Source organism: Pseudooceanicola pacificus (assembly GCF_009789075.1).
Taxonomy (GTDB): domain Bacteria; phylum Pseudomonadota; class Alphaproteobacteria; order Rhodobacterales; family Rhodobacteraceae; genus Pseudooceanicola; species Pseudooceanicola pacificus.
Map to the genome: position 1 here is coordinate 300816 of NZ_WNXQ01000004.1, position 23564 is coordinate 324379.

A 23564-nucleotide genomic window follows, 5' to 3' on the forward strand; every position below is an offset into this window, starting at 1 on the left:
GGGAGCGGGGCCAGTCCCGGCCGGCGGCGTCCGGACTGTCGCGCGCCGGCCCGAGTATCTGGCCCGTGTCCGGCGCGCCGACGATGTGCCGTTCTATTTTATCGCGATCGGATTGATCGGGCCACTGACCGAGCCGGTGACGATCAACGCCGGAGCGGTGAACAGGAAGTCGTAGCGACCGTCCGCCGCGCAGCTATCCGCGAGATCCTTCAGAAAGAAATTCTCGCCCATGGTCAGGCCCATGATGGGGATGACGATCCAGTGCCAGGGCTGGAAGAAGCCCGGCGAATTGTTGGGCCGCACCTCGCATCCGAAGGTATCGACCGCAACGGCCGCAACTTCCTTTGCATGCAACCATTCCGCCGTCTCGAATGCCAGCCCCGGCGCATCGCCACCGGCATAGTCGCCCCAGGTTCCGGCCTGCAACCGGGACTCCATCATCCCGGTCCGCACCATGAGGAAGTCGCCCCGGCCGACGGCCACGCCCTGCCTGTCGGCCACATCGTCCAGCAGATCGTTGGTGATGGGAAACCCCGGTTCGAGCTCGTCGACACCCAAGGCGCGGGCGACGTCGAGCAGCACGCCGCGGCCGATGAACTTGTCCTTCGTCTTCTCGATCCCGCACCGTCTGGCGCCGTCGGACGAGACATCCGTGATCGGGTAGCCGTTGTACATGTGGTTGTCGAAAAAGATGTGGCTGAGGGCGTCCCAATGGGTCGAGGACTGCATCGGCATGATGATCCAGTCGTCCGCACCCCGCAGACCGGCCTCGTCGCGCAGACCGGCCGCGCCGTCCACGCCGGAACGCCGCATCAGGTGAATGGGATTGAGCCGCCCGAACCCCCCGGTCTGGGGACCTTTCTGATCGTAGGGCAGGCCAAGCGAAAACCGCTGGCCCGTCCTGACCAGCTGGGCGGCCCGGACGACCATGTCCGGCGTGACGAAATTCAGCGTCCCGATCTCGTCATCCTCGCCCCACCGTCCCCAGTTCTTCAGCTTTGACGCATAGTGATCCAGATCGGCCCGCGTGATCGTTCGGGGATTGCCCCGGGCATGGATGGTTTCGGTTTTGTGCAAGGTCTGCATCCTTCTGTCCTACACGCCTTGTGTCGATGGGTTTGAGGGTTCGGTCTCGGGGTGATGTCCGGTCTCTGACGGCACGGCCGGCGCGCGGGTCCGCCCTCATCCGGAGTTCAGATGACAGGCCGACTTGTGCCCCGGGGCGATGTCCGTCAGCTCGGGTATCTGCGACTTGCAGATCTGCATGCTGTGAGGGCATCGCGTGTGGAACGGGCATCCGGTCGGCATGTTCAGCGGCGAGGGCAATTCGCCCTTCATCGCCTCGAAACTGCTGCGCCGCTTTTCGATCTTCGGCACGCTTTTCAGAAGGGCCTGGGTATAGGGGTGGTTCGGCCGCGCGAACAGGTCTTCGGTTCGCGCTTCTTCGACCACCCGGCCCAGGTACATCACGATCACGCGGTCGGAGATATGTTCGACCACGCCGATGTCGTGGCTGATGAAGAGATAGCCGAAGCGAAACCGCTCGCGCAGTTCCAGGAACAGGTTCAGCACCTGCGCCTGGATCGACACGTCCAGCGCCGCGATCGCCTCGTCGCAGACAATCAGTTCCGGGTTCACCGCCATTGCGCGCGCCAGGCCGATGCGCTGACGCTGGCCGCCCGAGAACTGATGCGGAAACCGGTCCATGTAGGACGGGTCCAGCTTCACCTGGGTCAGCACATCGCTGACGTAATGCGTCAATCCCGTGCGGGTCGTGAGGCCGTGGAACAACGGTGCCTCGCCGATGATGTCACGGACCCGCATCCTGGGGTTGAGCGAGCTGTACGGGTCCTGGAACACCATCTGCACCTTCAAGGCGAATTCCGCCGCATCCCGGGCAGAGAGGCCCGCGACCGGCCGGCCCTTGTAGAGGAGCTGACCGCTCGATGGCGGCATGACGCCCGCGACCATGCGGCCCAGTGTGGACTTGCCGCAGCCGGACTCGCCCACCAGGCCGACAACCTCTCCGGCAGAGATCGTCAGGTCGACCGCGCTGACCGCACGAACGACCTGTTCCTTCGCGTTGCTCAGCCCCGCCCTGACGGCCAGCCTCTCCAGCAGGTCGATCGGCTGGCGGAAGACGCGAGAGATCCCCTTCGTTTGCAGGAGGGGAGGGGGGGCGCCGTTCGAACTGGCGCCCGGTGCCTTCGACATAGTGTCCAGCTGCATGTTCGCCTCCCTAGTTCACGGGGTGATGACAGCGGGAAGAATGCCCGGCGCGCGGTTCCATCACCTCCGGTTGCTGAAAGCAGATCTCGGTTGCACGCCCGCAGCGCGTCCGGAATGCGCAGCCGGCAGGGATATTGGCGAGTGACGGGGCGGTCCCGGGGATCTGCCGCAAGGGCCTTCCGCGCTGGTTGCGGCTTGGAAGGGACTCCATAAGCCCGCGGGTGTAGGGATGCATCGAATTGTCGATGATCTCGTCAACCGGACCCATTTCGACGATCCGGCCCGCATACATGACCGCGACCTCGTGGGCGAGGCCTGCGACCACCGAGAGGTCGTGCGTGATCCAGATCAGCGCTGTCCTGCGGTCCGAACACAATCTCTGCATCTCGAACAGGATCTGGCTCTGCGTCGTCACGTCGAGCGCCGTGGTGGCTTCGTCCGCCACGATCACGTCGGGTTCGTGCAGCATCGCGGCGGCGATGACCACCCTTTGCCGCATCCCGCCCGAGAACTGGTGAGGATAGGCCTTCATCCTTTCATCCGGCGAGGGCACGCCCACCTGACCGAGGATGTCGCGCGCATGCGTCCAGGCATCGCGCCAGGGCATCTTTCGATGCGCGAGGATCCCTTCGATCAGCTGCGTCTCGATGCGCAGGACCGGGTTCAGCGTCATCATCGGGTCCTGAAAGATCATCGCGATGCGCGACCCCCGGATGTGCCGCATCTCTTCCTCCGTCACTGCGAGGATGTCGTGGCCGTTCAGCAATATGTTGCCCCGGGTGATCCGGCCGGGACTTTCGATCAGCCGCATGATTGACAGGGCCGTGACCGACTTGCCCGAACCGGATTCTCCCACCAGCCCCAGAACCCGGCCGGGATCGACATCGAAGGACACGTCGTCGACCGCTGTCAGCTCGCGGCCATCGGCGTCGAATTGAACGCAGACGTTCTGCACTGAAAGTGTCGGAACGGTCATCGGTGGGACTCCATCATGCGATCCTTCAGGCTCTAGTCGGGCAGTTTCGGGTTGAAGAGTTCACGCAGGCGGTCGCCGACGAGGTTGACCACAAAGGTGAAGAGGACCAGCACCAGCCCCGGGAACAGCGCGATCCAGTAGCGGCCCGACATCATTTCACCGAAGCCGTTGCTGATGAGCAGGCCGAGTGAGGGCTGCGTGACGGGAACGCCGATGCCCAGGAACGACAGTGTCGATTCAAGCAGGACGGCGCGCGCAATCAGGATCGTGAAAAGCACCGTCACCGGGGTCAGGCAGTTGACCAGCAGGTGGCGCAGAAGGATGCGCCTGGTCGGCAGAGCCAGGCAAATGGCCGCGTCGACGTATTCTTTCCTGCGTTCGACCAGGGCCGATGCCCGGACCAGCCGCGCGAAATAGGCCCAGTAGACGACGATGATCGACAGGATCAGGTTGCCCACCCCCGGGCCCGCCGTTGCCATCAGAACCAGGGCCGACAGCAGCGGAGGGATCGAGATCTGCGTGTCGGCGATCCGCATGATCACGGTGTCGAGCGCACCGCCGTAGAAGCCCGAAAGAAGGCCGATCACGGTTCCGATGGCAAAGGCTGTCGTCGTCGCCGTCAGCGCCACGAAGACGGACAGCCGCAGCCCGTAGACGATGGCGCTGAGCATGTCGCGGCCCTGGGCGTCGGTGCCGAGCCAGTGGCGGTAGCCGCCCGAGGATACGGAGCCGGGCGCAAGCCGGGAGTCCATGAAGCTGACCTGCGTCAGATCATAGGGATCCTGCGGGACGATGCCGGGGCCGATCAGGCACAGGAACAGCAGCAGGACCAGAAGGCCGAACCCGATCCTGGCCTGTGTCGAGGCAAGGAAGCGACGCGCGAAATTCCAGATGGTCCGGTCCGCGACCGCCGAGGGCGAGATGGGCGCAGGTGTTGGCTGGACGTGATCAGTCATGCGCGCCTCCCAGACGGATGCGCGGATCCACGATGCCGTAGAGTATGTCCACGATCAGGTTGACCAGGACAAAAATTGACACCGTGAGCATCATGTAGGCGACGAGCACGGGCCGGTCGAGCGTGTTAATGGCCTCGATGGCCAGCCGCCCGATACCCGGGTAGCCAAAGATCTGTTCCACGACCAATGCACCGGTGAGCAACTGGGCAAGTTCGGCCCCCTGAATGGTGATGATGGGGATCATGATGTTCCTCATCGCGTGAACCCAGATCACGCGCCGTTCGGATACGCCCTTGGCGCGGGCGAAGCGGACGAAATCCGTTGAAATCACTTCGAGCATGTTGTTGCGCGCCATGCGGATCAGCAGGGCCAGGTTGAACAGCGCCAGGACCACTCCGGGCAGGACGAGGTGGCGCAATCCGCTCCAGGTCAGGGCGAAGGAGACGCCGAAGAGCGAGACGGTTTCGCCGCGGCCGGTCGATGGCAGCCATCCCAGATAGACCGAGAAGACCATGATCGCCATCAGGCCGATCCAGAATGACGGGAGGCTGAAGCACAGGATCGAGGACGACATGATGAACTTGGCGAGCCGCGATTTGGGGTAGAGGCCTGCGAAGACCCCAAGCGGCAATCCCAGAAGGGAGATCAGGAACGAGAAGATCGTCAACTCGACCGTGGCGGGCAGCCGCTGGAAGATCAGCTGCGAGACCGGCAGGGAGGACATGAACGATGTGCCGAAATCCAGGTGAACGGCGCGCCCGACAAACGTCAGGTACTGCACGTACAAGGGGCGGTCCAAGCCGAGCGTGCGCATCGCGGCTTCGCGCTCTGCCGGCGTGGACATGTCGTTTGCGATCAGGTCGACAGGATTTCCGATCAGGTAGACCGCGAGAAAGGCGATGATCGAGACGATCCAGAGCAGGATGACGCTTTGGACCAGACGCCGGATGATGAAGATCGTCATGCGCATCTCGCTTGGTTGCGCCGAGCGGAGACCGGATGCTCCGCCGTCGGGCGATGTGGGTGGGCGAAACGAGAGCGCCCACCGTTGCGTCGAACGGGCCGGGATTTCGGCCTGCGACCTAGTTCGGCGTTGCGTCCATCGCAAAGATGTAGCGATCCGGGCGCGCGTGATAGGTGATGTCTGACCGTGCGGCCATCAGGTCCACGGTCATCCAGAGCGGCACGACGATGTTGTCCGAGACCGCGATCCGGCTCGCCTCTGCAAGGGTCTTGGCCCGTGCCGCGCGATCCATCATGGCAACCGAAGCCTCGATCAGCTTGTCCACTTCCGCATTGGAATAGCGGGTCGGGTTCAGGGCGCCGAAATTGCCCTCGCGGCTATGCAGGACCGAGGTGTACATGACGTCCGCCTCGGATGAGGGGTTCGAGTAATAGACCATGAGGGGGCCCAGCTTGCGCTGCTGGCGGAGCGCTTCCCACGCGGGGTAGGGCGCGCGAAAGACGCTTGTCGGAATGCCGATCTGGGTCCAGGACTGCGCGATCGCCTCGACAGCCGCGTCCGAGTTCGGGAACGCGGCGTTCCATGTGCTCAGGACCATCTTGAACTTGTTCGGCCCCCAGCCGGATTCTTCCAGCAACTGTCTGGCCCTGGCCGCGTCGGCAACCCAGGGCTTGATCGCCTCGTTGTAGCCGAGATAGCCCTCCGGGACATATTGACCGTTGATCTGGGCCAGGCCCTGCAGGATGCTCTGCTTCATCTGCGCGGTAGAAATGGCCAGCTTCAGCGCCTCGCGGACCTTGGGGTCGCTCAGCGGGTTCGTGGTCAGCGGGTTGCCGTCGATGTCGGACATGTGCGTGCCCTTGAGGGGCTCGTCGGTCACATCGAAAGTGTAGTAGATGATTCGCGAGGTCGCGGTCTTGATGACGCTGACGTCGCTGTTCTTCTCAAGCCGGTCCAGATCGTTTGGCGGAACCGACTCGATCAGATCGACATCGTTGGACAGGAGCGCCGCCACCCGGGACGCCGCGACCGGCATCATCTTGAAGATGACCTTGTCCCACGGCTCCTTCTTGCCCCAGTAATCGTCGTTGCGTTCGACGACAGTCGATTCCGCGGGCGAGAACGACACGAATTTGTATGGCCCGGTGCCGATGGTCGCGGCGCCGGTATTGTAATCCGCCGTCGTCGCGGCCTCGCCGTTCTTCTTGGAGATGATCAGAATGAAGGACAGGTCGAGCGGCAGGCCCGGCGCTTCGCCTTTCGTGTGGATCCTGAGCGTGTGGTCGTCGACCTTCTCCAGCCGCTCGATCGACTTCGTATAGGTCTTGAAGCTGAGCAGGGCATTGGGAACGTTCGGCGCGCGTTCGTAGGAAAAGATCACGTCGTCCGTCGTGAAGGGCGTGCCGTCGTGGAACCTGACGTTTTCGCGCAGTTTGAATTCCCACGTCGTCGGGTCCACCAGCGACCAGGATTCCGCCAGCTGCGGTTGCGGCACGCCTTTGTCATCGCGTTTGACGAGCGCTTCGAAGATATGGCTGTTGACCATATTGTTCTTCGGACCCGTATGGTAGTGCGGGTCCATCGAGTTGGTGGGCAGATCGAAACCGATCCGGAGATCCTTGGACAGCGCCAAGGAAGGCTGCATCAGGCACCCGACGGCAGCGCCGATGGCAAGCAGCCTTAGGCCTTTGACAAACATCATCACACCTCCCTGAAAGTTGTCAGCGGGCGGCAGTCATGGCGCTGCGCCCCGGCGGCTGTCTCATCACCCACCATCTGAACACGTGTTTAATCCGTGACCTGACCTTGAGTCAATCTTGTGATTAAATCAAGTGATTTAATTTTGCCAGTCAGCCTCGCGGACCGGTCTCCGACCAAGGGTTCAATATGTGCCTGGGACTTGGCCAAGGCGTGGTGAGTGAACGGCCCGGCTGCACAATCCGGGCTGCTGGCCTGTTGCCAGTCACGCGTCAGGACGGCTCGACAGCTGCGATCAGGTCCACTTCGACCATGAAATCGGGGTGGGCGAGCCTGGTGACGCCAATCCCGGTGCTGGTCGGCCGCGCGTCCCCGAAATAGTCGGGAAAGTCCGGGTCGCGAGAGACGCGATACCATTCTTCGAAATCGGTCAGATACAGCTTGCGGACAACGACATCCGACCAGGTGGCGCCGACGGCGTCGAGCTGGATCTGGAGTTTGTCCATGACGAAGCGGTATTGCGCCTTGAGGTCGCCGGGCGCGAAACAGCCGAAATCATCGGTCTGTGGTGTCTGGCCCGAGAAGAAGATCAGCTTTGTTGGCCCTTCGACCGTGATGATCCGGTTGAAGGCGGGATGTTTCATGACGCCCGGCGGGTTGATGCGTTCTTTCCTCATGAAGCGACCTCTTCCACCCCGATGGTGCGCGCGTCAGTGAAAGCCGCGCTCGGCGAGGGCGCGCAGTCCCGCCGCCGACTGACCCGAAATGCCCATGCGCGCGGCATCGCGATAATCCTTTTCGTAGGCGTTCGCCGTGATCATCGCGACAAAGGCGATCAGCAGGTCGATGGTCGGCGTCGCGACACCGACCGCAGCGCCGAGTGCCGAGATGGGGACCAGGCCGCAGGGGACGTCCTCGGCAAGATAACCGCTTTCGAACGATACCGGGGATCGTGTCGGCTGATAGGGGCCGTCTGGTGCGCTCGACAACGTCTTGAACATGTCGACGAGAGAAGTTGATGAAATTCCATAACATTTCTCGTACCACCGGGCGAGCGTCGGGACCTCGACCCCAAGCTCCCTCCCGATGGCGCGGCATTCGTCGCTGACGAGGCCGTACATGCGTTCGACAATTGGCGTGACGCCCTCGCCATAGAACAGGTGCCGGTCGCCCCTGTCGATCATCCCGGCGTTCACGGCGCAGTTCGCCACGTGCAGGACCGCGTTCATGTTGCAAAGGCCGGTTGCAAAAATCGAAGATGCGGGGACCACCCCCGGTATCAGGGAGCTTAGGACCGGCAAGACCTTGTCGATGTCCTGAGAGGGCAAGGTCGCGACCTGGAGCCACTTCTTGCTGGTGATGAATTCCACCTTCGCCGGCGCGCGCAGCCAGTAGGCCGAAGGGTAGTTGTCCATTTCGGCGAGAAGCACCCTTGCCGTGCAGCCCGCCTGATCGAGGGCCCTGCGAACGACAAGAGAGCCGCCCGTGTTGCCCGAGATCAGCAGGATGATCTGCCCGTCCTTCAGGTGGGGTGCGAGCGTCGTCGCCGCCGCTTCCTGGCCCCGGCCGCCGGTGCAGACGATCACCAGTTCGGCCCCCTTCGCCGCGTCTACCGGATCCGTGGTCAGGTGCGCAAAGCGTGCCAGCCCTTCGCCGACGACTTCCACGCCGCCCTGTGCCTCCAGGGCCTTCAGGCGCTCGGGGTTCGTGTCGCAGATCGTCGGCTGCAGGCCCAGTCGGCCGAAATCGGCCAGCAGGTAGAGCCCGCCGTATGAAGCGCCCAGAATTGCTACCTTCATTGTTGCCATCTCATCGGTTGTCCACAAAACGATGCAAGCGCCTGCCGGCGCGGGGGTGTCCTCGCACGCTGGGGCCCGCTCATCGCCTACCGTAGAAAACGCGTGTATGAAACACAAGATTTAATCAGATGATTTAGCTTTGGCCGATGCCGCGCAGCCGAGTGGCGCAGCGCCCGGGCCACAAGACCCGGCCATAGCTGAAGGGGTGCGAAGCCTGGGGGGCGGTCCGGTCGTTGCCCTGATCGGGTGGAGAGGCGGGCCGGGGATGCCCCCGTGCCCGCGATGTGGGTCACTGGCCGGACAGTGACATCTCGTAATACTGGTTAGTGTAGATATCGGCCATGTTCACATCGACCTTCGCACCGGACATGAGTTCCATGAAGTTCAGGATCTTCACGATACTGTCCTCGCGGATCTTCGCATTGGCCGGGAAGCTGCCGACCGTCCCGTCCCAACCGGCCTCGAAGATCGTGTCGTCCATATCCTTGAAGAAGGTGCGAACCGACGCCTTGGCCTCTTCGGGGTTGTCGTGGATCAGGGCCAGCGCCTTGTCCATCGCCCGCAGGACCGCTGCGGCGGTGTCACCATGCGTTGCCAGCCAGTCGGTTGAGGCCGACATTGCCACATACTGGATACCGGCGACGCCCTCGTATTCGCCGCGGGTGAAGTCGATCAGTTTCACGGCCCCGAAATTGTCCATCGCCAGGCGGTCCGACGGCGGGGTCGCCATGAAGCCGTCGATGCGCTTGCGTTCGAATGCCGCCAGCACCGCCGAGGTGTCGCCGACGGGGGTGATCGTCATGTCGCGGTCAGGCTGCATTCCGGCATAGCGGACAAGGTTCTGCAGCAGGTAGTCGGCCGCGCTGCCCGCCGCGTTTGTCGCGATGCTGTGGCCCTTCAGCTTGCCGATCTTGTCCTTGACCGACATGTCCTGCGTGATCCCGAGGTCCTTGGCCACATCGCCCTGAACCACCAGCGACGCGACGTATTCGGTCGACAGGGACCCGAACAGCGTGACCCCGATGCCCTTGGTGAAGGCGGTGATCGGCGTGGCGGGGAAGCCAAGCGCGATCTGGGCGTTTCCGGCCTCGACCGCCGCAAGGGTTGCCGGACCGCCCTTGACGGTGATCGCCTCGGCGTCGATGCCTTCGTCTGCAAGGTATCCGCGTTCCCGGGCGATGTAGAGCGGGGCCCAGAGGATGACATCCCCGCTCTGCGCAAAGACGACCTTTTCGTCTGCCCTGGCCGGAATCGCGACGGACAGAGCCATCGCAGCAGCTGCACCAGCGCTCATCATTGTGGTCAACAGTTTCATATTTCCCTCCCTTGGTTGATCTTGGCCCGTGCCGGGGCGCGGTAACGTGTCCACCCGTTGCGGTGGGGTCAGATCGCGACCTCGCGGGCATCTTCCATCTGGCGCCACGGCATCAGGGAGCGTTCCAGCGCCTTGATGCCCATGTTCAGCAGGACGCCGAGTGTCACGATCGCGACGATGGCGGCAAAGGCGCCTGCCGTGTCGAATTGTGCCGTCGTGCGCGCCACCAGGTAGCCGAGGCCGCGGTTGCCGGCGATGATTTCCCCGACAATCGCGCCGACCAGCGCGTAAGGAGCCGACAGGCGCAGGCCGACGAATACCCAGGTCAGGGCCGCCGGGATGATGACCATCCGGACGACCTGCCGCTCGGTGGCGCCCATCAGGCGAAAGACGGTCTGCTGTTCCGGGCTGACGCTGCGCACGCCGGAATAGGTGTTGAGGAAGACGACCAGAAAGACGACCGCCGCGGTGAAGATGATCTTCATCGACATGTCGATGCCGAACCACATCACGAAGAGCGGGGCGAGGGCGATCTTGGGCAGGCTGTAAAAGCCCATGATGAACGGGTCGAGCACTTCGGCCAGTCGACGCGCGCGTCCCAGAACCAGCCCCACCACGATCGCGACGCCGCTGCCCAGCAGGAATCCGGCAATCGCTTCGAAGGCCGTGATCCTGGCGTGCCGGAACAGTTCGCCCGAGGCGATCAGCTCCGACAGCCGCCCGGCCACCGCGACGGGCGAGGAGATATAGACCGGCGACACCAGCCAGCCGGAAGCCACCTGCCAGAGCAGCAGGAGGCCGACACCGAAGACAAGACGGTAGAAATAGAGACTACGTTTCATGACTGATACGGCCTTCCCTGGATTCGCGGGTCACCAGATCCCAGAGCTTGGCCGCGATCCGACCGTAGTCGGGGTTCTGGCGAAGGGTCATCAGGTCCCGGTCGGCTGGCAGGTCGATGTCGACGACCTGGCGAATACGTCCGGGCCGCGCCGTGAAGACGGCGCATTTGTCGCCAAGCGCGGCCGCCTCGTCCACATCGTGGGTCACGAAAAGGACGGTCTTGCCCAGGCGTCGGGCAAGCGACCTCAGCTCTGCCTGCATGGCAAGCCGCAACTGTGCGTCGAGCGCAACGAAGGGTTCGTCCAGAAGCAGGGTTTCCGGATTGTAGGCCAGCAGCCGTGCCAGCGATGCGCGCTTGCGCATGCCGCCCGACACCTGTGTCGGATAGGCGTTTTCGAAACCTGTCAGGCCAACCAGGTCGATCAGCTCCATCGCCTTCGCAGTCGCGGACCTGCGTGGCATCCCGGCAATCTCGTAGGGCGCCCGCACGTTGGCCAGAATGCGGCGCCAGGGCAGCAGGTGGTCGTTCTGGGTCATGTAGCCGGTCCGGAGGTTGAGCCCGGACACCTGCGCGCCGCGATAGGTGACGGTGCCGCGGGTTGGCTTGTAGATGCCGGCCAGCATGTTCAGCAGCGTGGATTTGCCACAACCTGATGGCCCGAGAATTGTCAGGATATGACCCTCCTCCAGGGTCAGATCGACGCCTTCGACGGCCACAAGGGTGCCATCCCCCTCGGGCGCGGCGAATGTCTTCTGGATGCCCGCAAACGAGACGAGAGCGGGCAGGGGCGGCGAGATGTCGGAATCCATATGCATCAGTTCGGTCCCGTTCCGCCCGGGCCCTCAACTGTAACGGATCGCGTGTCAGCCATGGCCTGCCCCTCCTCCTGGACACATCAAGTAAACACGTGTTTATATTCGAATCCAAGACCGTCATGTGTCAAGGGCCAATAAATATTGATCGAAAGGGGTCTGAATGATCGCGCGCGTCAAAAGGCATTTCGACATGAAAACACAAGTTTGCCATCCGGGCCGCCCGCGCCGCCCAAACCGCGTGCCGGCGCCTGACTGACAGTTCCCGGTCCAGGCGATTCGGGTTCCCGAAGCGTGTGTTTGGGGTCGTTACGACCCTGGAATGGCAGGCAAACACGTGTTTTATCCGTATTGACCTTTGAGAAATCACATGCCTATTTTATGATGATATTAAGTAAACGCTTGTATGATGTGGTGCGAAGCGCGACCGCGACATTCGCGCCACGGACGGCAAGTGGCCGAGAGGGAGAGAGAGAATGACGGACCGCCAAAGCTTTCAGGACCTGCTGGATGGCAAGCCGGACCTGGTCGATTACTTCTACAACGATGCAAAGCCTTGGCACGCGTCCGCGGCGCCGGGCGGGCCTGTCCCGCCGGCCTACAGCAACTGGCGCGACGAGCAGCTGGCGACGGCCGAGACCGCGGCCCTGCTGCACCAGACCTACATCCTGCCCGCCCTCTACCTCAAAGGGCCGGATGCGCTGAAACTGCTGTCCCGGATCGCCGTCAACGGCTTTGCGAATTACGGCTTCGACCGCGGCAAGCAATTCGTGGCGGTCAGCCCGAACGGCTACCTGATCGGCGATTGCATCCTCTACCGGCATGGCGAGGAAAGCTTCGAACTGGTCAGCGGCGCGCCGGTTCTCAACTGGGTCATCTACCATGCCGAGACGGGTGGTTACGACGTCGAGACGGTCCTGGACGAATCCCTGAACAACAATCCGACCGGGCGCCGTCGCCGCTATCGGTTCGAGATCTGCGGCCCGAACGCGAAGGAGATCTTTGCGAGTTGCATCGAGGGGGAGATGCCGGACATCGGCTTCTTTCGCTTCGCCCGCGTGCGGATTGCGGGCAAGGACGTGATGGTCCTGCGCCACGGCATGACCGGATCCTATGCCGTGGAATTGTCAGGCCCCTACGATGACCAGGATGCCGTGCGTGACCATATCCTGAAGGTGGGTGAGGGGCCCGGGCTGAAACCGATGGGCATGACGGCCTATTACGGCGGATCGCACGGCGGCTGGATTCCCTATCCGGTGCCGGGCATCCTGACCGATCCGGCCGCCGCCGACTACCGGCGATACCTGCCGGCCCACACGTTCGAAGCGGGCTATCAGCTCGGTGGCAGCTTTGTCGGGTCCGATATCAGCGACTATTACGCCACGCCTTATGACTTCGGTTACGAGAAGATCATCAAGTTCGATCATGATTTCTTCGGTCGCGAGGCGCTGGAGAAAATCCCCGACGATGCAAAGCGCAAGAAGGTGTCGCTGGTCTGGAATCACGACGACATCATGAAGGTCCTCGGATCGCAGTTCGGGAAACGCTCGCGGTACAAGGCGATCAACTTTCCCTCGCTCAGCTATGCCTGGAAGCAGTGTGACGAGGTGCGCAACGGCCGGGGCGACCTGGTTGGGCTGTCGCTGAACGTGTCCTACGTCTGCACCTATGGCGAGGTCGTCTCGATTGCGCTTCTGGAGCAGGGTCCCCATACCGCCATCGGCACCGAGGTGCTGATAACCTGGGGAGAGCCGAACGGAGGATCGCGCAAGCCGCAGGTGGAACGGCACGAGCAGACCACCATCCGCGCGACAGTTGCGGAGGTGCCGTTTCAGCACGATATCCAGCGGAATGTCACCGCCCGCTGACACCGCGTCCGCTCCCGGCAGGTCCAGGCCCGCCGTATTCGAGGATGGATGAACGTGATCCGACACTACGCGCTCAAGATCAACGGAGAAGAGACGCCGGTCGAATACGACGACGGCGCGCCGCTGCTCTTCGTCCTGCGCGATGCCCTTGGCCTGACGGGGACGCATTATGGCTGCGGAACGGAAAGCTGTGGCGCCTGCCGGGTCGAGGTCGACGGAAAGCCGGTGTTCGCCTGCACCTTTCCGGCCGAGGCGGCCGAAGGCTGCGACATCCGGACCATCGAAGGCGTGCCCGAGGACGACCCTGTCCTGCGCGCCTTCGTCGCCGAACAGGCCGGGCAATGCGCCTATTGCATCCCCGGCATCATCATGACCGCGCGCATGCTGCTGCGTGACACGCCCGATCCGTCCCGCTCGGATGTCGCCGCGGCGTTGACGCCGCATCTGTGTCGCTGCGGCGCGCATGTCCGTATCGTCGCGGCCGTTCTGCGCGCCGCGAAAGCGGGGGCAGGGGCATGACCGACCTGCCGCCGGCACTGAAGGCAAACCCCGTGCTGTCCACCTGGATCGCGGTCGAACGTGACGGCACAATGGTTCTAAGGTTCGGTAAGGTAGAGCTGGGGCAGGGCATCGTCACGGCCTTTGCCGGGATCGCGGCCGGGGCCCTGTCGGTGCCGCCCGACCGGATCCGGGTGCAGGCACCCTCGACCGCCACGCATCCCGACGACGGGATCACCGCGGGCAGCCTGTCGGTCCAGCGGTCGGGAAGCGCGGTGCAGGTCGCGTGCGGCATGGTTCGCGCGCTCTTCGTCGCCGCGGCGGTCCGGCGCCTGGGTGTGCCGGAGGCCGGGATCACAGTCTCGGAGGGCCGCTTTCATGTCGATGGCCGCGATACGGGGCTGGGTTATGGCGACCTGAGCCAGGATGTCGATCTGTCGGTCTCTGCGACCGACCTCCCGATGCCGCCGGTCCGCGACCCCGTCCCGATGGCGCGGCTCGACCTGCCCGGGAAGATGCGGGGGAGGGGGTTCATCCATGACCTGCGGCTGCCGCACATGCTGCACGCCCGCATGTTGCGGGGATCGTCCGCGCCCGCACCCGAGCTGAGCGACGGGGACATCGGGGCCGGATGCCGGCTGATCGAGCGCGGGCGCTTCCGCGCGATCGTCGGCGAGCGGGAATTCCCGGTGGAACGGGCTGCCGCGCGGCTGAGGGCGCCCGATGCGCCTCTGCCCGCCGCCTATGACGGCGGGTCCGGGGCCGAGTTCGGCGCGGAACCTCCACGACGCAATGCCACCCGCCGGATCGCGGCGACCTACCACCGGCCGCACCTTCTGCATGGCTCCATCGGCCCGTCCTGCGGCGTGGCGCTCTGGATGCCGGGGGAAACGCCGGCGCTCAGGGTCTGGACCCATTCCCAGGGCATTTTCCCGCTGCGCCGGGCCCTGTCGCAGGCCATGACCCTGCCGCCAGAGACCATCGAGGTGATCCACCTGCCCGGCGCCGGATGCTATGGCCACAACGGCGCCGACGACGCGGCGGCGGATGCCGCCTTCCTGGCGCGCGAACTGCCCGGTCGCCCGGTCCGCGTGCAGTGGTCGCGCGCGGATGAAATGCTTTTCGCCCCGGTCGGGCCGCTGATGTCGGTGGCTGTGTCGGCGGATGTCGACGAGGCGGGCGCGCTTCAGGCCTGGCATGCGGTCGTCAGATCGCCGACCCACAGCGAGCGGCCAGGCACCGGCCCCGGCAACCAGACGCTGGCCGCGCTCGAAGCGACCGGGATGACGAAGCCGGCCTCCGAGGATGTGCCCGACGCGCTTGGCGCGGGCGCCCTGCGCAACGCGCAGCCCGGCTACGACATCCCGGCGGTGGAGGTGCTCCGGGACTTCGTCGCGGATCCCGGGATCAGGACTTCGGCACTGCGCGGGCTCGGGGCGCATGCGAATGTCTTCGCCATCGAAAGCTTCATGGACGAACTGGCCGATGCAGCCGGGCGCGATCCGGTCGACTACCGCCTGTCGCACCTGTCTGAGCCGCGTGCGCGCGCGGTGGTCGAGAGGCTGGCCGCCGCATGCCGCTGGCATGAGCGTGGCACCGGCGGGGAGGGGCGTGGACTGGGCATGGCCTACTGCCGCTACAAGAACAGCGCGGCCTGGGCCGCAGTCGCGGCCGAGGTCAGTATCGCCGAGGAGGTGCGCGTGAACCGGCTCTGGGCGGTTGTCGACGGCGGCGCCCTGATCGACCCGGACGGTGCGCGAAACCAGATCGAGGGCGGGATGATCCAGGCGCTCAGCTGGTGCCTGCACGAAGAGTTGCTGCCGACCCCGGACGGCTTACGCCCGTCACTCTGGGACGACTACCCGATCCTGCGGTTTCCGGAGCTGCCCGAGATCGACCTGCAGTTCATTCTGCAGGCCGACGCGCCTCCGCTCGGGTTGGGCGAGGCGATGGTCGGGCCCACTGGCGCGGCCGTTGCCAACGCCGTGGCGCACGGCCTTGGCATGAGGGTCCGGCGCTTGCCCTTGTCGCACAACAGGCTCGCCGAGGCGGCACTGTCGATGTGAGGCCGGGGGCCGCGCCGCCCGGCCTATCCCCGGCGGCGCGCTGTTTCGATCCAGTCTGCGGATGTCGCGATCCCGCCCAGCGGAAAGACGTGAACCTGTTCCAGCCCAAGGTCCGGACGTTCGACCGACATCCGCGCGATGTCCCGGGCCAGCTCCGTCGGCTCGAAGGGGCGCGCCAGCTTGCGCAAGTCGCGCGCCCGTTTCTGCAAGACCTGCAGCGAGGGGCCGACACCGCAGGCGATGGCATATCTGATCAGGGTCGCCAGACGGGCGGGCCCTGCAAGCCCGACATGGATCGGAAGCGTCACGCCGCGCTGCCGTATCGTGGCCGCCCAAGAGCCGAGAGAGCGGGCATCGAACAGGAACTGCGTGACTATGGCCATTTCGGCGTCCGTGCGTTCCGAATAGGCCTGTTTCCAGTCGAGGGCCGCCAGCGCGTTGCGCGCGGTGTCGTCGGGGTCGATGTCGCGGTTCGCCTCGGGATGCCCGGCCACATGCAGCCTGTCGAATCCCAGGCGGTCGAAGATGCCGCTGTCCAGAAGCTGGACGGACGACTGGAATGGTCCCGCAGGTACACGCCGGCCACCGGCCAGGACGAGGGCCCCGGTCACGCCGGCCTCCTCGCGGTAACGGGTCATCCAGGTGCGGAAGCTCTGTGCGTCGGGGATCGAACGGGCGGTGACATGGGGCATCGCGCAAAAACCCGCGTCGGTCAGGCGCCGAGCGGCGCCGATCATCTCTTCGATGGGGGTTCCGTCGATGCAGGCGATGTAGACCCGGCCCCCGCGGGGCAGGCCCGTGTCGAGGTCATCGATCTTTGCAAGTGTCCTGGGCAAGACCTCAAGCGACGCGGATGCGGTCATCTGTGCCAATCTCGCGCTGATCGCCGCTTGGTTCCGTCCAGGGCCGGAGACATCGTAGAGCATGTTGCACCTCATCGTCCCGTCGTTGCCAGGCGTCGCCCCGGTCGGCCGATACCGCTGTTTTGGCTCCGTTGGGGAAGGCCATGTTTTCGAGCTTCAGCGCCGCCGCCGAGACGATCCCTCTGCAGTTGTCGCGGGACAGGGCGCGGCAGAGCGCATTTGTTCCGGTCACGACCTGTGACCGGCTTGCGTTGGAGGGCGCCCTTGCGCACCGGAACATAAACACATGTTTATATTATTGGGGTCGGCCCGTCAACATGGATGGAGTGCCCCTGACATGGCTCATCCGGCTGCCGAAAGTTTCCGCCCATTAAATGCAAGGAATCCGCAGGTTTTGTGGGGCTATGGCAACGTTCTTTGACGGTATGTCCTGGGCGGACCGTGATCAAACCGTCATCGGTGGTTTGCTCACATCGTGTAAACATATGTTTGATTGTTGGCCCGGTGTTTTCCCAAAATGACATCCCGACCGGCGCCCTTGCAGGTCGGGAGCCCTATGGGCGAGCCGGGAGCGTCGTGAAGGGGCCGTTCAGCGCACGCGCTCGAAAGAGGAGATGAGATACCGGGACAGGGACTGTCGCAGCATCGCCGAGTTCGACACGTCGATCTCGCCGTCCGAGATGCGCTGGATCCGGTTGTTTTCCTTGCGTTCGGTAATCACCATCGTGATCGTCGCCGTCATGAAGAAATAGCGCCAGTACACTTCGGCATGTGACAGATGGGGGCAGGCCTTTTCGAGGGCGGATACGATGGCGTCGGTCCAGGGATCGAAATGCCTCTCCACGACTTCGGAGAATCCTTCCAGCGGTTCGAGCCGGCTCTTGAGCATGAACCAGGCCAGTATGCGCCCCTGCTTTTCCACGCCCTGGCCGATGTAGGCGCTGAGGAAAATCGAGATCAGGTCCTCGATCTGCGGGTTCGTCTCTTCGCCGAGCCCTTCCAGATAGGCGTTCAGTTCGGCAAGCCTCTCGCGATTGGCGCGTTCCGCGACCCGGTCGAACACCGAAAGCATCAGGCCGTGCCGGGACCCGAAATGGTAGCTGACCGACGCAAGGTTGACCCGCGCAAGGTCGGTGATCTCGCGCAGGTTCACGTCGTCCAAGCCCCGTTCGGCGAACAGGTGTTCTGCTGCCGACAGGATGCGGCTGCGGGTGTGGAAGGCCAGGGAAGGATCGCTTTGGTCGGTCATTATACGGTATGCGTCAACAAACCACCCTCGTGTCAAGACCCCGGTTCCCGATGGCTGCCTTCTCCGGGGTCATGAGGCGTCCAAACAATGTTTCACATTCACGAGCCTGCCCGCGATGCGCTGCCGCGGACAGGCGCGACGCCTACCGCCGCGGGCCGATCGTGTTCCGCAGGATGCCTATGTTTTCGATCTCCAGCTCGACCTGGTCGCCGGGTTCCAGGAACCTGCCGTGTTCCAGCCCGCAGCCATCGCCCAGGGTGCCGGACCCGATCACTTCGCCGGGGTACAGGGTTTCGTCGGTCGATATGTGTTCGATGATGCGCTCGAACGAATGATGCATTTCCGATGACCGCCCGTCGGCCAAGGTCTCGCCGTTGAGCCGCGCCTGCATCCTCAGGTCGTTGTAATTGCCGATCTCGTCAATCGTGACGATGCAGGGGCCCAGTGCGTTGCCGGTATCGAAATCTTTCCCCTTGGCCGGCCCCAGGCCGCCGACGGTCTCGCGGAACTGTTTGTCCCGGGCGCTGAAATCATTGAAGATGGTGAACCCGAAGATGTGGCCGGGCGCGTCCGACGCCGAAATGTCGCGGCCCTGCTTGCCGATGATGACGGCCATTTCCAGTTCGAAATCTAGGTGCGTCTCGCCTGCCGGCCAGCGCACTTCCGCCTCGGGGCCGGAAATCGACAGCCGGTTGCACTTGTAGAAAATCGGCTGCTCGAACCAGACCGGCGCAACCTCTACATCCCGGGGATCCAGTCGTGCCGGAATGCGGCCGAAGATATGCGTATTGGCCCGGGCCTGGCGAATGTGTTTTTCGAACCCGATGGTGTCCCTCATCTGGGTCGGGCGGGGCAGGGGGGCGCAGATGACGATCTTGCCGTAGGGCAGGCGCTCTGCGCTCGAAATGGCATGGTTTGCCGCAGCAATGGCCGCCTCGCCGCCTTCGATCAGCGCGAGCATGGAGGCGAAAGCGGGATCGGACGCCGGAGTCAGGACTGCGACTGTTCCGTCGCCCTGCATCGCGCCGATTTCTTCCCCCGCTTCGGGGGCCCGTTTGAATGTTACCAGCTTCATCCGCCATCCTTTCAATGCTCGACGTTCCCGCGGGACCCGCCGCCTGTATTTTAGGTGCCGCTGATGATAAAAACAAGTGTTTAACTATGCCTCGTGTTGAGGCAATGTTGCCCGGCGAACCGAAGGATGAAGGTAAGGGAGCGGGACAGATGATAGGCAAGCACAGGGTCATCGCACTGGAAGAGCACTATGCTGACGATCTTACGGCAATTGAGGGTCAGGCCCTGATAAACAAGCTTTCGGACGTGCATGACATACGCCTCCCCGAGATGGACGCTGCGGGCGTTGATGTCCAGATTCTCTCAGCCGCGCCGCCGGGCATGCAGCGGCCCGATGCCTCCGCCGACCTTGCGCTGCAGGCCAACAACCGTTTAGCTCTCTTGACGCAAGAGGCGCCAGACCGGCTCATGGCCTTTGCCGCGCTGCCGACCGCATCCCCCTCTGCCTGTGCGGACGAACTGCGGCGCGCCGTCGGGGATCTGGGTTTCCGGGGCGCGCTGATCAACGGCACCACGGGAGGAGGCTTTCTGGACGATCCGGCCTATCTGGACATGTTTCGCGCCGCGCAGGACCTGGGGGTGCCCATCTACCTGCATCCCGGTCAGGTGGTGGACGCGGTGTCCCGCGCCTATCTGGCGCCTTACGACACGTCTCATCCGATGTTCGCGCACGCCGCCTGGGGCTTCACCATCGACACCGGCACACATGCCATGCGCCTTGTGCTGAGCGGCCTGTTTGACGCCTGCCCTGACGTTCAGATCATCCTCGGGCATCTGGGCGAGGGCATTCCCTACCTGATGCCGCGGATCGAGGAGGCGCTGTCCCGCAACACCCCGATGAAGAACTTCTCGGAGGTGTTCACCCGGCATTTCCACGTGACCAGCAGCGGATTTTTCTCGAACCGGTCCCTGCAGCTCTGTATCGACGTGATGGGCATCGATCGGGTGATGTTTTCGGTCGATTGGCCCTATGCGTCGAACAGCGCCGCGACGGACTGGGCCTCACACCTGGACCTCGGGGACGACGGGATGTCGCGTTTCCTGCACCGCAACGCCGAGGCGCTTTTGCGGCTGTAGATGCGGGCGCGCCCGACGGATGTTCGCCGGGCGCCGGTCCGTCATTCGTCAAAGATGGCCACGGCGCGGGTCCAGCCGGCGGATGCGTCTTTGACATGGACCGGGAAGCACGCGATCTCGAACCCCGTCGAAGGCAGCTTTTCGAGGTTCGACAGCTTCTCGATCTGGGAATAGCCGATGTTGCGGCCCGCGCGATGGCCTTCCCAGATCAGCGAGGCATTGCCGCTCTGGCGTACGCGTTCCCGCGTGTGCGAAAAGGGGGCGTCCCAGCTCCAGGCGTCGGTGCCAACCATCCGGACGCCCTGCTGCAACAGCCACAGCGTCGCCTCGTGCCCCATGCCGCATCCGCTGTCGAGGTAGTCGTCCTGCCCGTAGCGTAGCCCGGCGCTGGTGTTGACGACCACAATCTCGAGAGGAGACAGCCTGTGCCCGATCCGTTCGAGTTCGGCAATGACGTCGGCGCGCGTGGCGACATAGCCGTGGTCAAAGTGGCGAAAATCCAGTTTCACCGCCGGCTGCATGCACCATTCCAGGGGAACCTCGCCAATGCGCAGCGACGGGCGCCCGCCTTCGACAAGATCCTCGTCCATGCGCGGGAAGTAGTGGTAGGGGGCATCCACATGTGTCCCCGTGTGAGTGGTCAGGTGGCAGGTCTCGACCGCTGCATAAAGGCCCTCGGGCAGGGCATCGACCCCGACGCCGAAGAATTCCGCGATGTTGGGGGCCGTCTGTGCATGGTCGCGATAGGTGATCTCCGGCCGCGAGGCGGGCGGATCGCTCTTGATGCCGCCCTGCAGTGGCACGGAGATATCGACGAAGCGTCTCATGATTCAAAATCCTGTTTGAGTCTTTGCTGCGGTGGTCAGCATTGTTTGGTAACGGGTTGGATTATTCAAGCCTTTACAGCTATCTTTTGCGCTTGACGGTGGCGATTCCGGTTTTTAAACTCCTGTTTAATGTAGAGGGAACGCGGTCCGGTTTGCCGGTGAGCGCGACGGGAGGTTGCATTGAAGACGGGAACAGGCCGTATCGGCGGTGGGGTGGTTGTCATCACCGGCGCCGCACAGGGCATCGGCCGCAGGTATGCGCTGGCAGCAGCCGAAGCGGGGGCATCGGTCGCGATCTGTGACCTTGCCGACGTTTCGGGCGTGGTGAAGGAAATCGAGGCCCTGGGCGGTTCGGCCTATGGCGCCCGGGTCGATATCACCCGGCCCGAAGAGGTGTCCGATTTCGTCGACGCGGTCGAGGCCGGGCTTGGCGGGATCACCGGGCTGGTGAACAACGCGGCGCTTTTCGGGCGCCTGCAACCCATGGATTTTGACGACATTCCTCTTGAGGAATTCCGGCAGGTCATGGACGTGAACGTCACCGGCAGCTTCATCGTGACGCGGGAGGTCGCGCGCCGGATGAAGCCGAGGAAGGCCGGGCGGATCATCAACATCTCGTCCTCGACGGTCATCGTCGGCAGCGCGGACCTGATGCACTACGTCGCGTCCAAGGGCGCTGTCGTGGCGATGACCCGTGTGTTCGCGCGGGCGCTCGGCCCCCACGGGATCGGCGTCAACACGATCATTCCGGGGTTGGTGTCCTCGGACAACGTTCTGTCCAATGACTCCTTCGCCGGGCTGGTCGACTTTGCGGCGGCGCGCCGCTGCTTCGCGCGTCCGCAGCAGCCGGAGGACCTGATCGGCGCCGTGTTGTTCCTGCTGTCAGAGGACTCGAGCTTCATCACGGGGCAATCCCTGATTGTCGACGGTGGCGCGCTGTTCCAGTGACCGGTCCCGCGATGTGCCATGAATCGGCGCGCGGGGCGGTCGGCGAGATCAAGGAAAGGTCTGCAGTCTTGAAACGTATTCTCATAAAGAACGCTGCCGTGGCTTCGGTCGATCCAGCCATCGGCGAACTGCCTGCCGGCGACATACTGATCGAAGGGGAGCGGATTCTCGACGTCCGCCCCGGCCTGGTCGCGGATGCCGACGAGACGATAGACGCGACCGGCTGCATCGCCATGCCGGGCATGATCGACGCGCACCGCCATCTCTGGGAGGGCGGCTTTCGGGGGGTGACCTCCGATTGGTCTATCCTGGATTTCGTCGGCAATGTCCGTTTTCTGGCGGCGTCGTTCTTTCGCCCGGAAGACATGTACGCCACCGCGTTGCTCGGCTCTTACGAGGCGTTGAATGCCGGCGTGACCACGGTTGCCGACTACTGCCACAACGTGCGCAGCCCGGATCACGCCCACGAGACGCTGCGCGGCATCCGCGAGGCCGGCGGGCGCAGCGTCTGGGGCTTCGGCTTCGTGTCGCTCGCGCATACCGGTCAGGCTTTTTCAAACGAGGACCGGCTGGCCTTCCTCAAGACGCTCAAGGCAGAGCAGTTCGCATCCGATGACAGTCTGGTGCGGCTCGCGATATGCCCGCGCGAGGTGTCCCTCTGGGGGGACGACCTGGCCAGCGTGAAGGCGCAGTTCGCCTTCGCCCGCGAGGCCGGGATGCAGATCTTCATGCACAACAACGCCCTCGGCAATCCGCGCTACGTCATGAAGCTGGCAGAGCACGACCTGCTCAGCGACCGGCTGACGCTGGTCCACATGGGATCCACGGATGCGGATGAATGGGAGGCCGTCGGCGCCGCCGGGACCTCGGTCTGCTTCACGCCCGAGACCGAATATCAGATGGCCATGGGCTGGCCGTCCAGCGCCGACGCCGCGCGCGCCGGCGTGAACATCTGCATCGGCACCGACATGACGGCGAACAACAGCGCCGACATGTTCTTTCCCACGCGCATGTTCATGCAGGTGGAACGCAGCATGCTGTCGCAGAAGATGGGGCCGGAGCCTTTCATCGGTGCGCCGATCTCTTGTGCCGAGGCGCTGGAATGGGCGACGATCAAGGCCGCGCGCGCGGTCGGGCTGGCGGATGTTGCGGGCTCTCTGACCCCGGGGAAATATGCCGATATCGTGCTGCTGCGGGCCGATGGCCCGTCGATGGCAGGGTGGGACCGGCGCAAGCCGGCCACCGCCATCCTGCAGCAGGGCGGGGTCAATGCGGTCGATACGGTGATCGTGGGCGGCAGGTTCGCAAAACGCGATGGCCGGCTTCTTGCCGATACCTCGCGGGCGGTCCGCATGCAGGAAGAGACCGTGGCGCGGGTCCACGCGCTGGCCGTCGATAACGGCGGGTTCGAAGCCGATCTCGAGACCATCCAGCGCCGCATGGCGGGATGAGCTCAACTTCTGGCCCGGGACGTTCGATCGGGGCCAGCCAGACAATCCAG

The 23564-nt window shown here is 64.0% G+C and carries 21 protein-coding genes; 6 read left to right on the forward strand and 15 right to left on the reverse strand.

Annotation, left to right across the window (positions count from 1 at the left end):
• Window positions 1-93: 93 nt before the first annotated feature.
• From GLS40_RS09530 to GLS40_RS09580, 11 genes are all read right to left on the reverse strand, one after another.
• Window positions 94-1077, reverse strand: coding sequence for a cyclase family protein (locus GLS40_RS09530; RefSeq protein WP_235905846.1), 984 nt, complete (start codon window positions 1075-1077; stop codon window positions 94-96).
• Between the two features lie 105 nt (window positions 1078-1182).
• The gene (locus GLS40_RS09535; RefSeq protein ID WP_235905847.1) at window positions 1183-2229 is read right to left on the reverse strand and encodes an ABC transporter ATP-binding protein; all 1047 of its coding nucleotides are present in this window, start codon (window positions 2227-2229) and stop codon (window positions 1183-1185) included.
• 10 nt (window positions 2230-2239) lie between these two features.
• Complete coding sequence (locus tag GLS40_RS09540) at window positions 2240-3205, reverse strand: ABC transporter ATP-binding protein (RefSeq protein WP_160382527.1); 966 nt, start codon at window positions 3203-3205, stop codon at window positions 2240-2242.
• Window positions 3206-3237: 32 nt separating this feature from the next.
• Entirely contained in the window at window positions 3238-4161 is a 924-nt protein-coding gene (locus GLS40_RS09545; RefSeq protein WP_160382528.1) for an ABC transporter permease, read from the reverse strand.
• The gene (locus GLS40_RS09550; protein ID WP_160382529.1) at window positions 4154-5125 is read right to left on the reverse strand and encodes an ABC transporter permease; all 972 of its coding nucleotides are present in this window, start codon (window positions 5123-5125) and stop codon (window positions 4154-4156) included. Before GLS40_RS09550 ends, GLS40_RS09545 begins: the two co-directional genes overlap by 8 nt.
• Before the next feature lie 118 nt (window positions 5126-5243).
• Entirely contained in the window at window positions 5244-6827 is a 1584-nt protein-coding gene (locus GLS40_RS09555) for an ABC transporter substrate-binding protein (RefSeq protein ID WP_160382530.1), read from the reverse strand.
• A 268-nt stretch (window positions 6828-7095) separates the two neighbouring features.
• Window positions 7096-7500, reverse strand: coding sequence for a RidA family protein (locus tag GLS40_RS09560; protein ID WP_160382531.1), 405 nt, complete (start codon window positions 7498-7500; stop codon window positions 7096-7098).
• Between the two features lie 33 nt (window positions 7501-7533).
• On the reverse strand, window positions 7534-8622 hold the full coding sequence (locus GLS40_RS09565; RefSeq protein WP_160382532.1) for an NAD/NADP octopine/nopaline dehydrogenase family protein: 1089 nt from the start codon (window positions 8620-8622) through the stop codon (window positions 7534-7536).
• A gap of 289 nt (window positions 8623-8911) precedes the next feature.
• Window positions 8912-9937 (reverse strand): ABC transporter substrate-binding protein, encoded by a 1026-nt coding sequence (locus GLS40_RS09570; RefSeq protein ID WP_160382533.1) that lies wholly within the window; start codon window positions 9935-9937, stop codon window positions 8912-8914.
• 68 nt (window positions 9938-10005) lie between these two features.
• Window positions 10006-10779, reverse strand: a complete 774-nt coding sequence (locus GLS40_RS09575; RefSeq protein WP_160382534.1) for an ABC transporter permease — start codon at window positions 10777-10779, stop codon at window positions 10006-10008.
• Entirely contained in the window at window positions 10769-11596 is an 828-nt protein-coding gene (locus tag GLS40_RS09580; protein WP_160382535.1) for an ABC transporter ATP-binding protein, read from the reverse strand. Before GLS40_RS09580 ends, GLS40_RS09575 begins: the two co-directional genes overlap by 11 nt.
• A gap of 473 nt (window positions 11597-12069) precedes the next feature.
• Here GLS40_RS09580 and GLS40_RS09585 point away from each other — a divergent pair, with 473 nt between their 5' ends.
• Genes GLS40_RS09585 through GLS40_RS09595 form a run of 3 tightly spaced genes read left to right on the forward strand, consistent with a single transcriptional unit; the run spans window position 12070 to window position 16025 of the window.
• Complete coding sequence (locus tag GLS40_RS09585) at window positions 12070-13461, forward strand: aminomethyl transferase family protein (protein ID WP_160382536.1); 1392 nt, start codon at window positions 12070-12072, stop codon at window positions 13459-13461.
• Window positions 13462-13515: 54 nt separating this feature from the next.
• The gene (locus GLS40_RS09590) at window positions 13516-13980 is read left to right on the forward strand and encodes a (2Fe-2S)-binding protein (RefSeq protein ID WP_328598889.1); all 465 of its coding nucleotides are present in this window, start codon (window positions 13516-13518) and stop codon (window positions 13978-13980) included.
• Window positions 13977-16025 carry a molybdopterin cofactor-binding domain-containing protein gene (locus GLS40_RS09595; protein ID WP_160382538.1) on the forward strand — a complete coding sequence of 683 codons (2049 nt, stop codon included), beginning with the start codon at window positions 13977-13979 and terminating at the stop codon, window positions 16023-16025. The genes GLS40_RS09590 and GLS40_RS09595 overlap by 4 nt, the downstream gene beginning before the upstream one ends.
• Window positions 16026-16048: 23 nt before the next feature.
• On the opposite strand, the gene GLS40_RS09600 is transcribed toward GLS40_RS09595, so the two are convergent.
• The 3 genes from GLS40_RS09600 to GLS40_RS09610 form a co-directional block, all read right to left on the reverse strand.
• Window positions 16049-16888 carry a methylenetetrahydrofolate reductase gene (locus tag GLS40_RS09600; RefSeq protein WP_235905848.1) on the reverse strand — a complete coding sequence of 280 codons (840 nt, stop codon included), beginning with the start codon at window positions 16886-16888 and terminating at the stop codon, window positions 16049-16051.
• A 589-nt stretch (window positions 16889-17477) separates the two neighbouring features.
• Window positions 17478-18137, reverse strand: coding sequence for a TetR/AcrR family transcriptional regulator (locus GLS40_RS09605; protein ID WP_160382540.1), 660 nt, complete (start codon window positions 18135-18137; stop codon window positions 17478-17480).
• Window positions 18138-18279: 142 nt separating this feature from the next.
• Entirely contained in the window at window positions 18280-19212 is a 933-nt protein-coding gene (locus tag GLS40_RS09610) for a fumarylacetoacetate hydrolase family protein (RefSeq protein ID WP_160382541.1), read from the reverse strand.
• Window positions 19213-19226: 14 nt separating this feature from the next.
• Between GLS40_RS09610 and GLS40_RS09615 the strand changes: the two genes are divergently transcribed.
• On the forward strand, window positions 19227-20288 hold the full coding sequence (locus GLS40_RS09615) for an amidohydrolase family protein (protein WP_160382542.1): 1062 nt from the start codon (window positions 19227-19229) through the stop codon (window positions 20286-20288).
• 41 nt (window positions 20289-20329) lie between these two features.
• Here GLS40_RS09615 and GLS40_RS09620 read toward each other — a convergent pair whose 3' ends face one another.
• A complete protein-coding gene (locus GLS40_RS09620) occupies window positions 20330-21115 on the reverse strand; it encodes a cyclase family protein (protein WP_160382543.1) in 786 nt (261 codons plus the stop codon).
• A 180-nt stretch (window positions 21116-21295) separates the two neighbouring features.
• Here GLS40_RS09620 and GLS40_RS09625 point away from each other — a divergent pair, with 180 nt between their 5' ends.
• The gene (locus GLS40_RS09625; protein WP_160382544.1) at window positions 21296-22063 is read left to right on the forward strand and encodes an SDR family NAD(P)-dependent oxidoreductase; all 768 of its coding nucleotides are present in this window, start codon (window positions 21296-21298) and stop codon (window positions 22061-22063) included.
• 68 nt (window positions 22064-22131) lie between these two features.
• Entirely contained in the window at window positions 22132-23514 is a 1383-nt protein-coding gene (locus tag GLS40_RS09630; protein ID WP_160382545.1) for an amidohydrolase family protein, read from the forward strand.
• Window positions 23515-23564 lie beyond the last annotated feature (50 nt).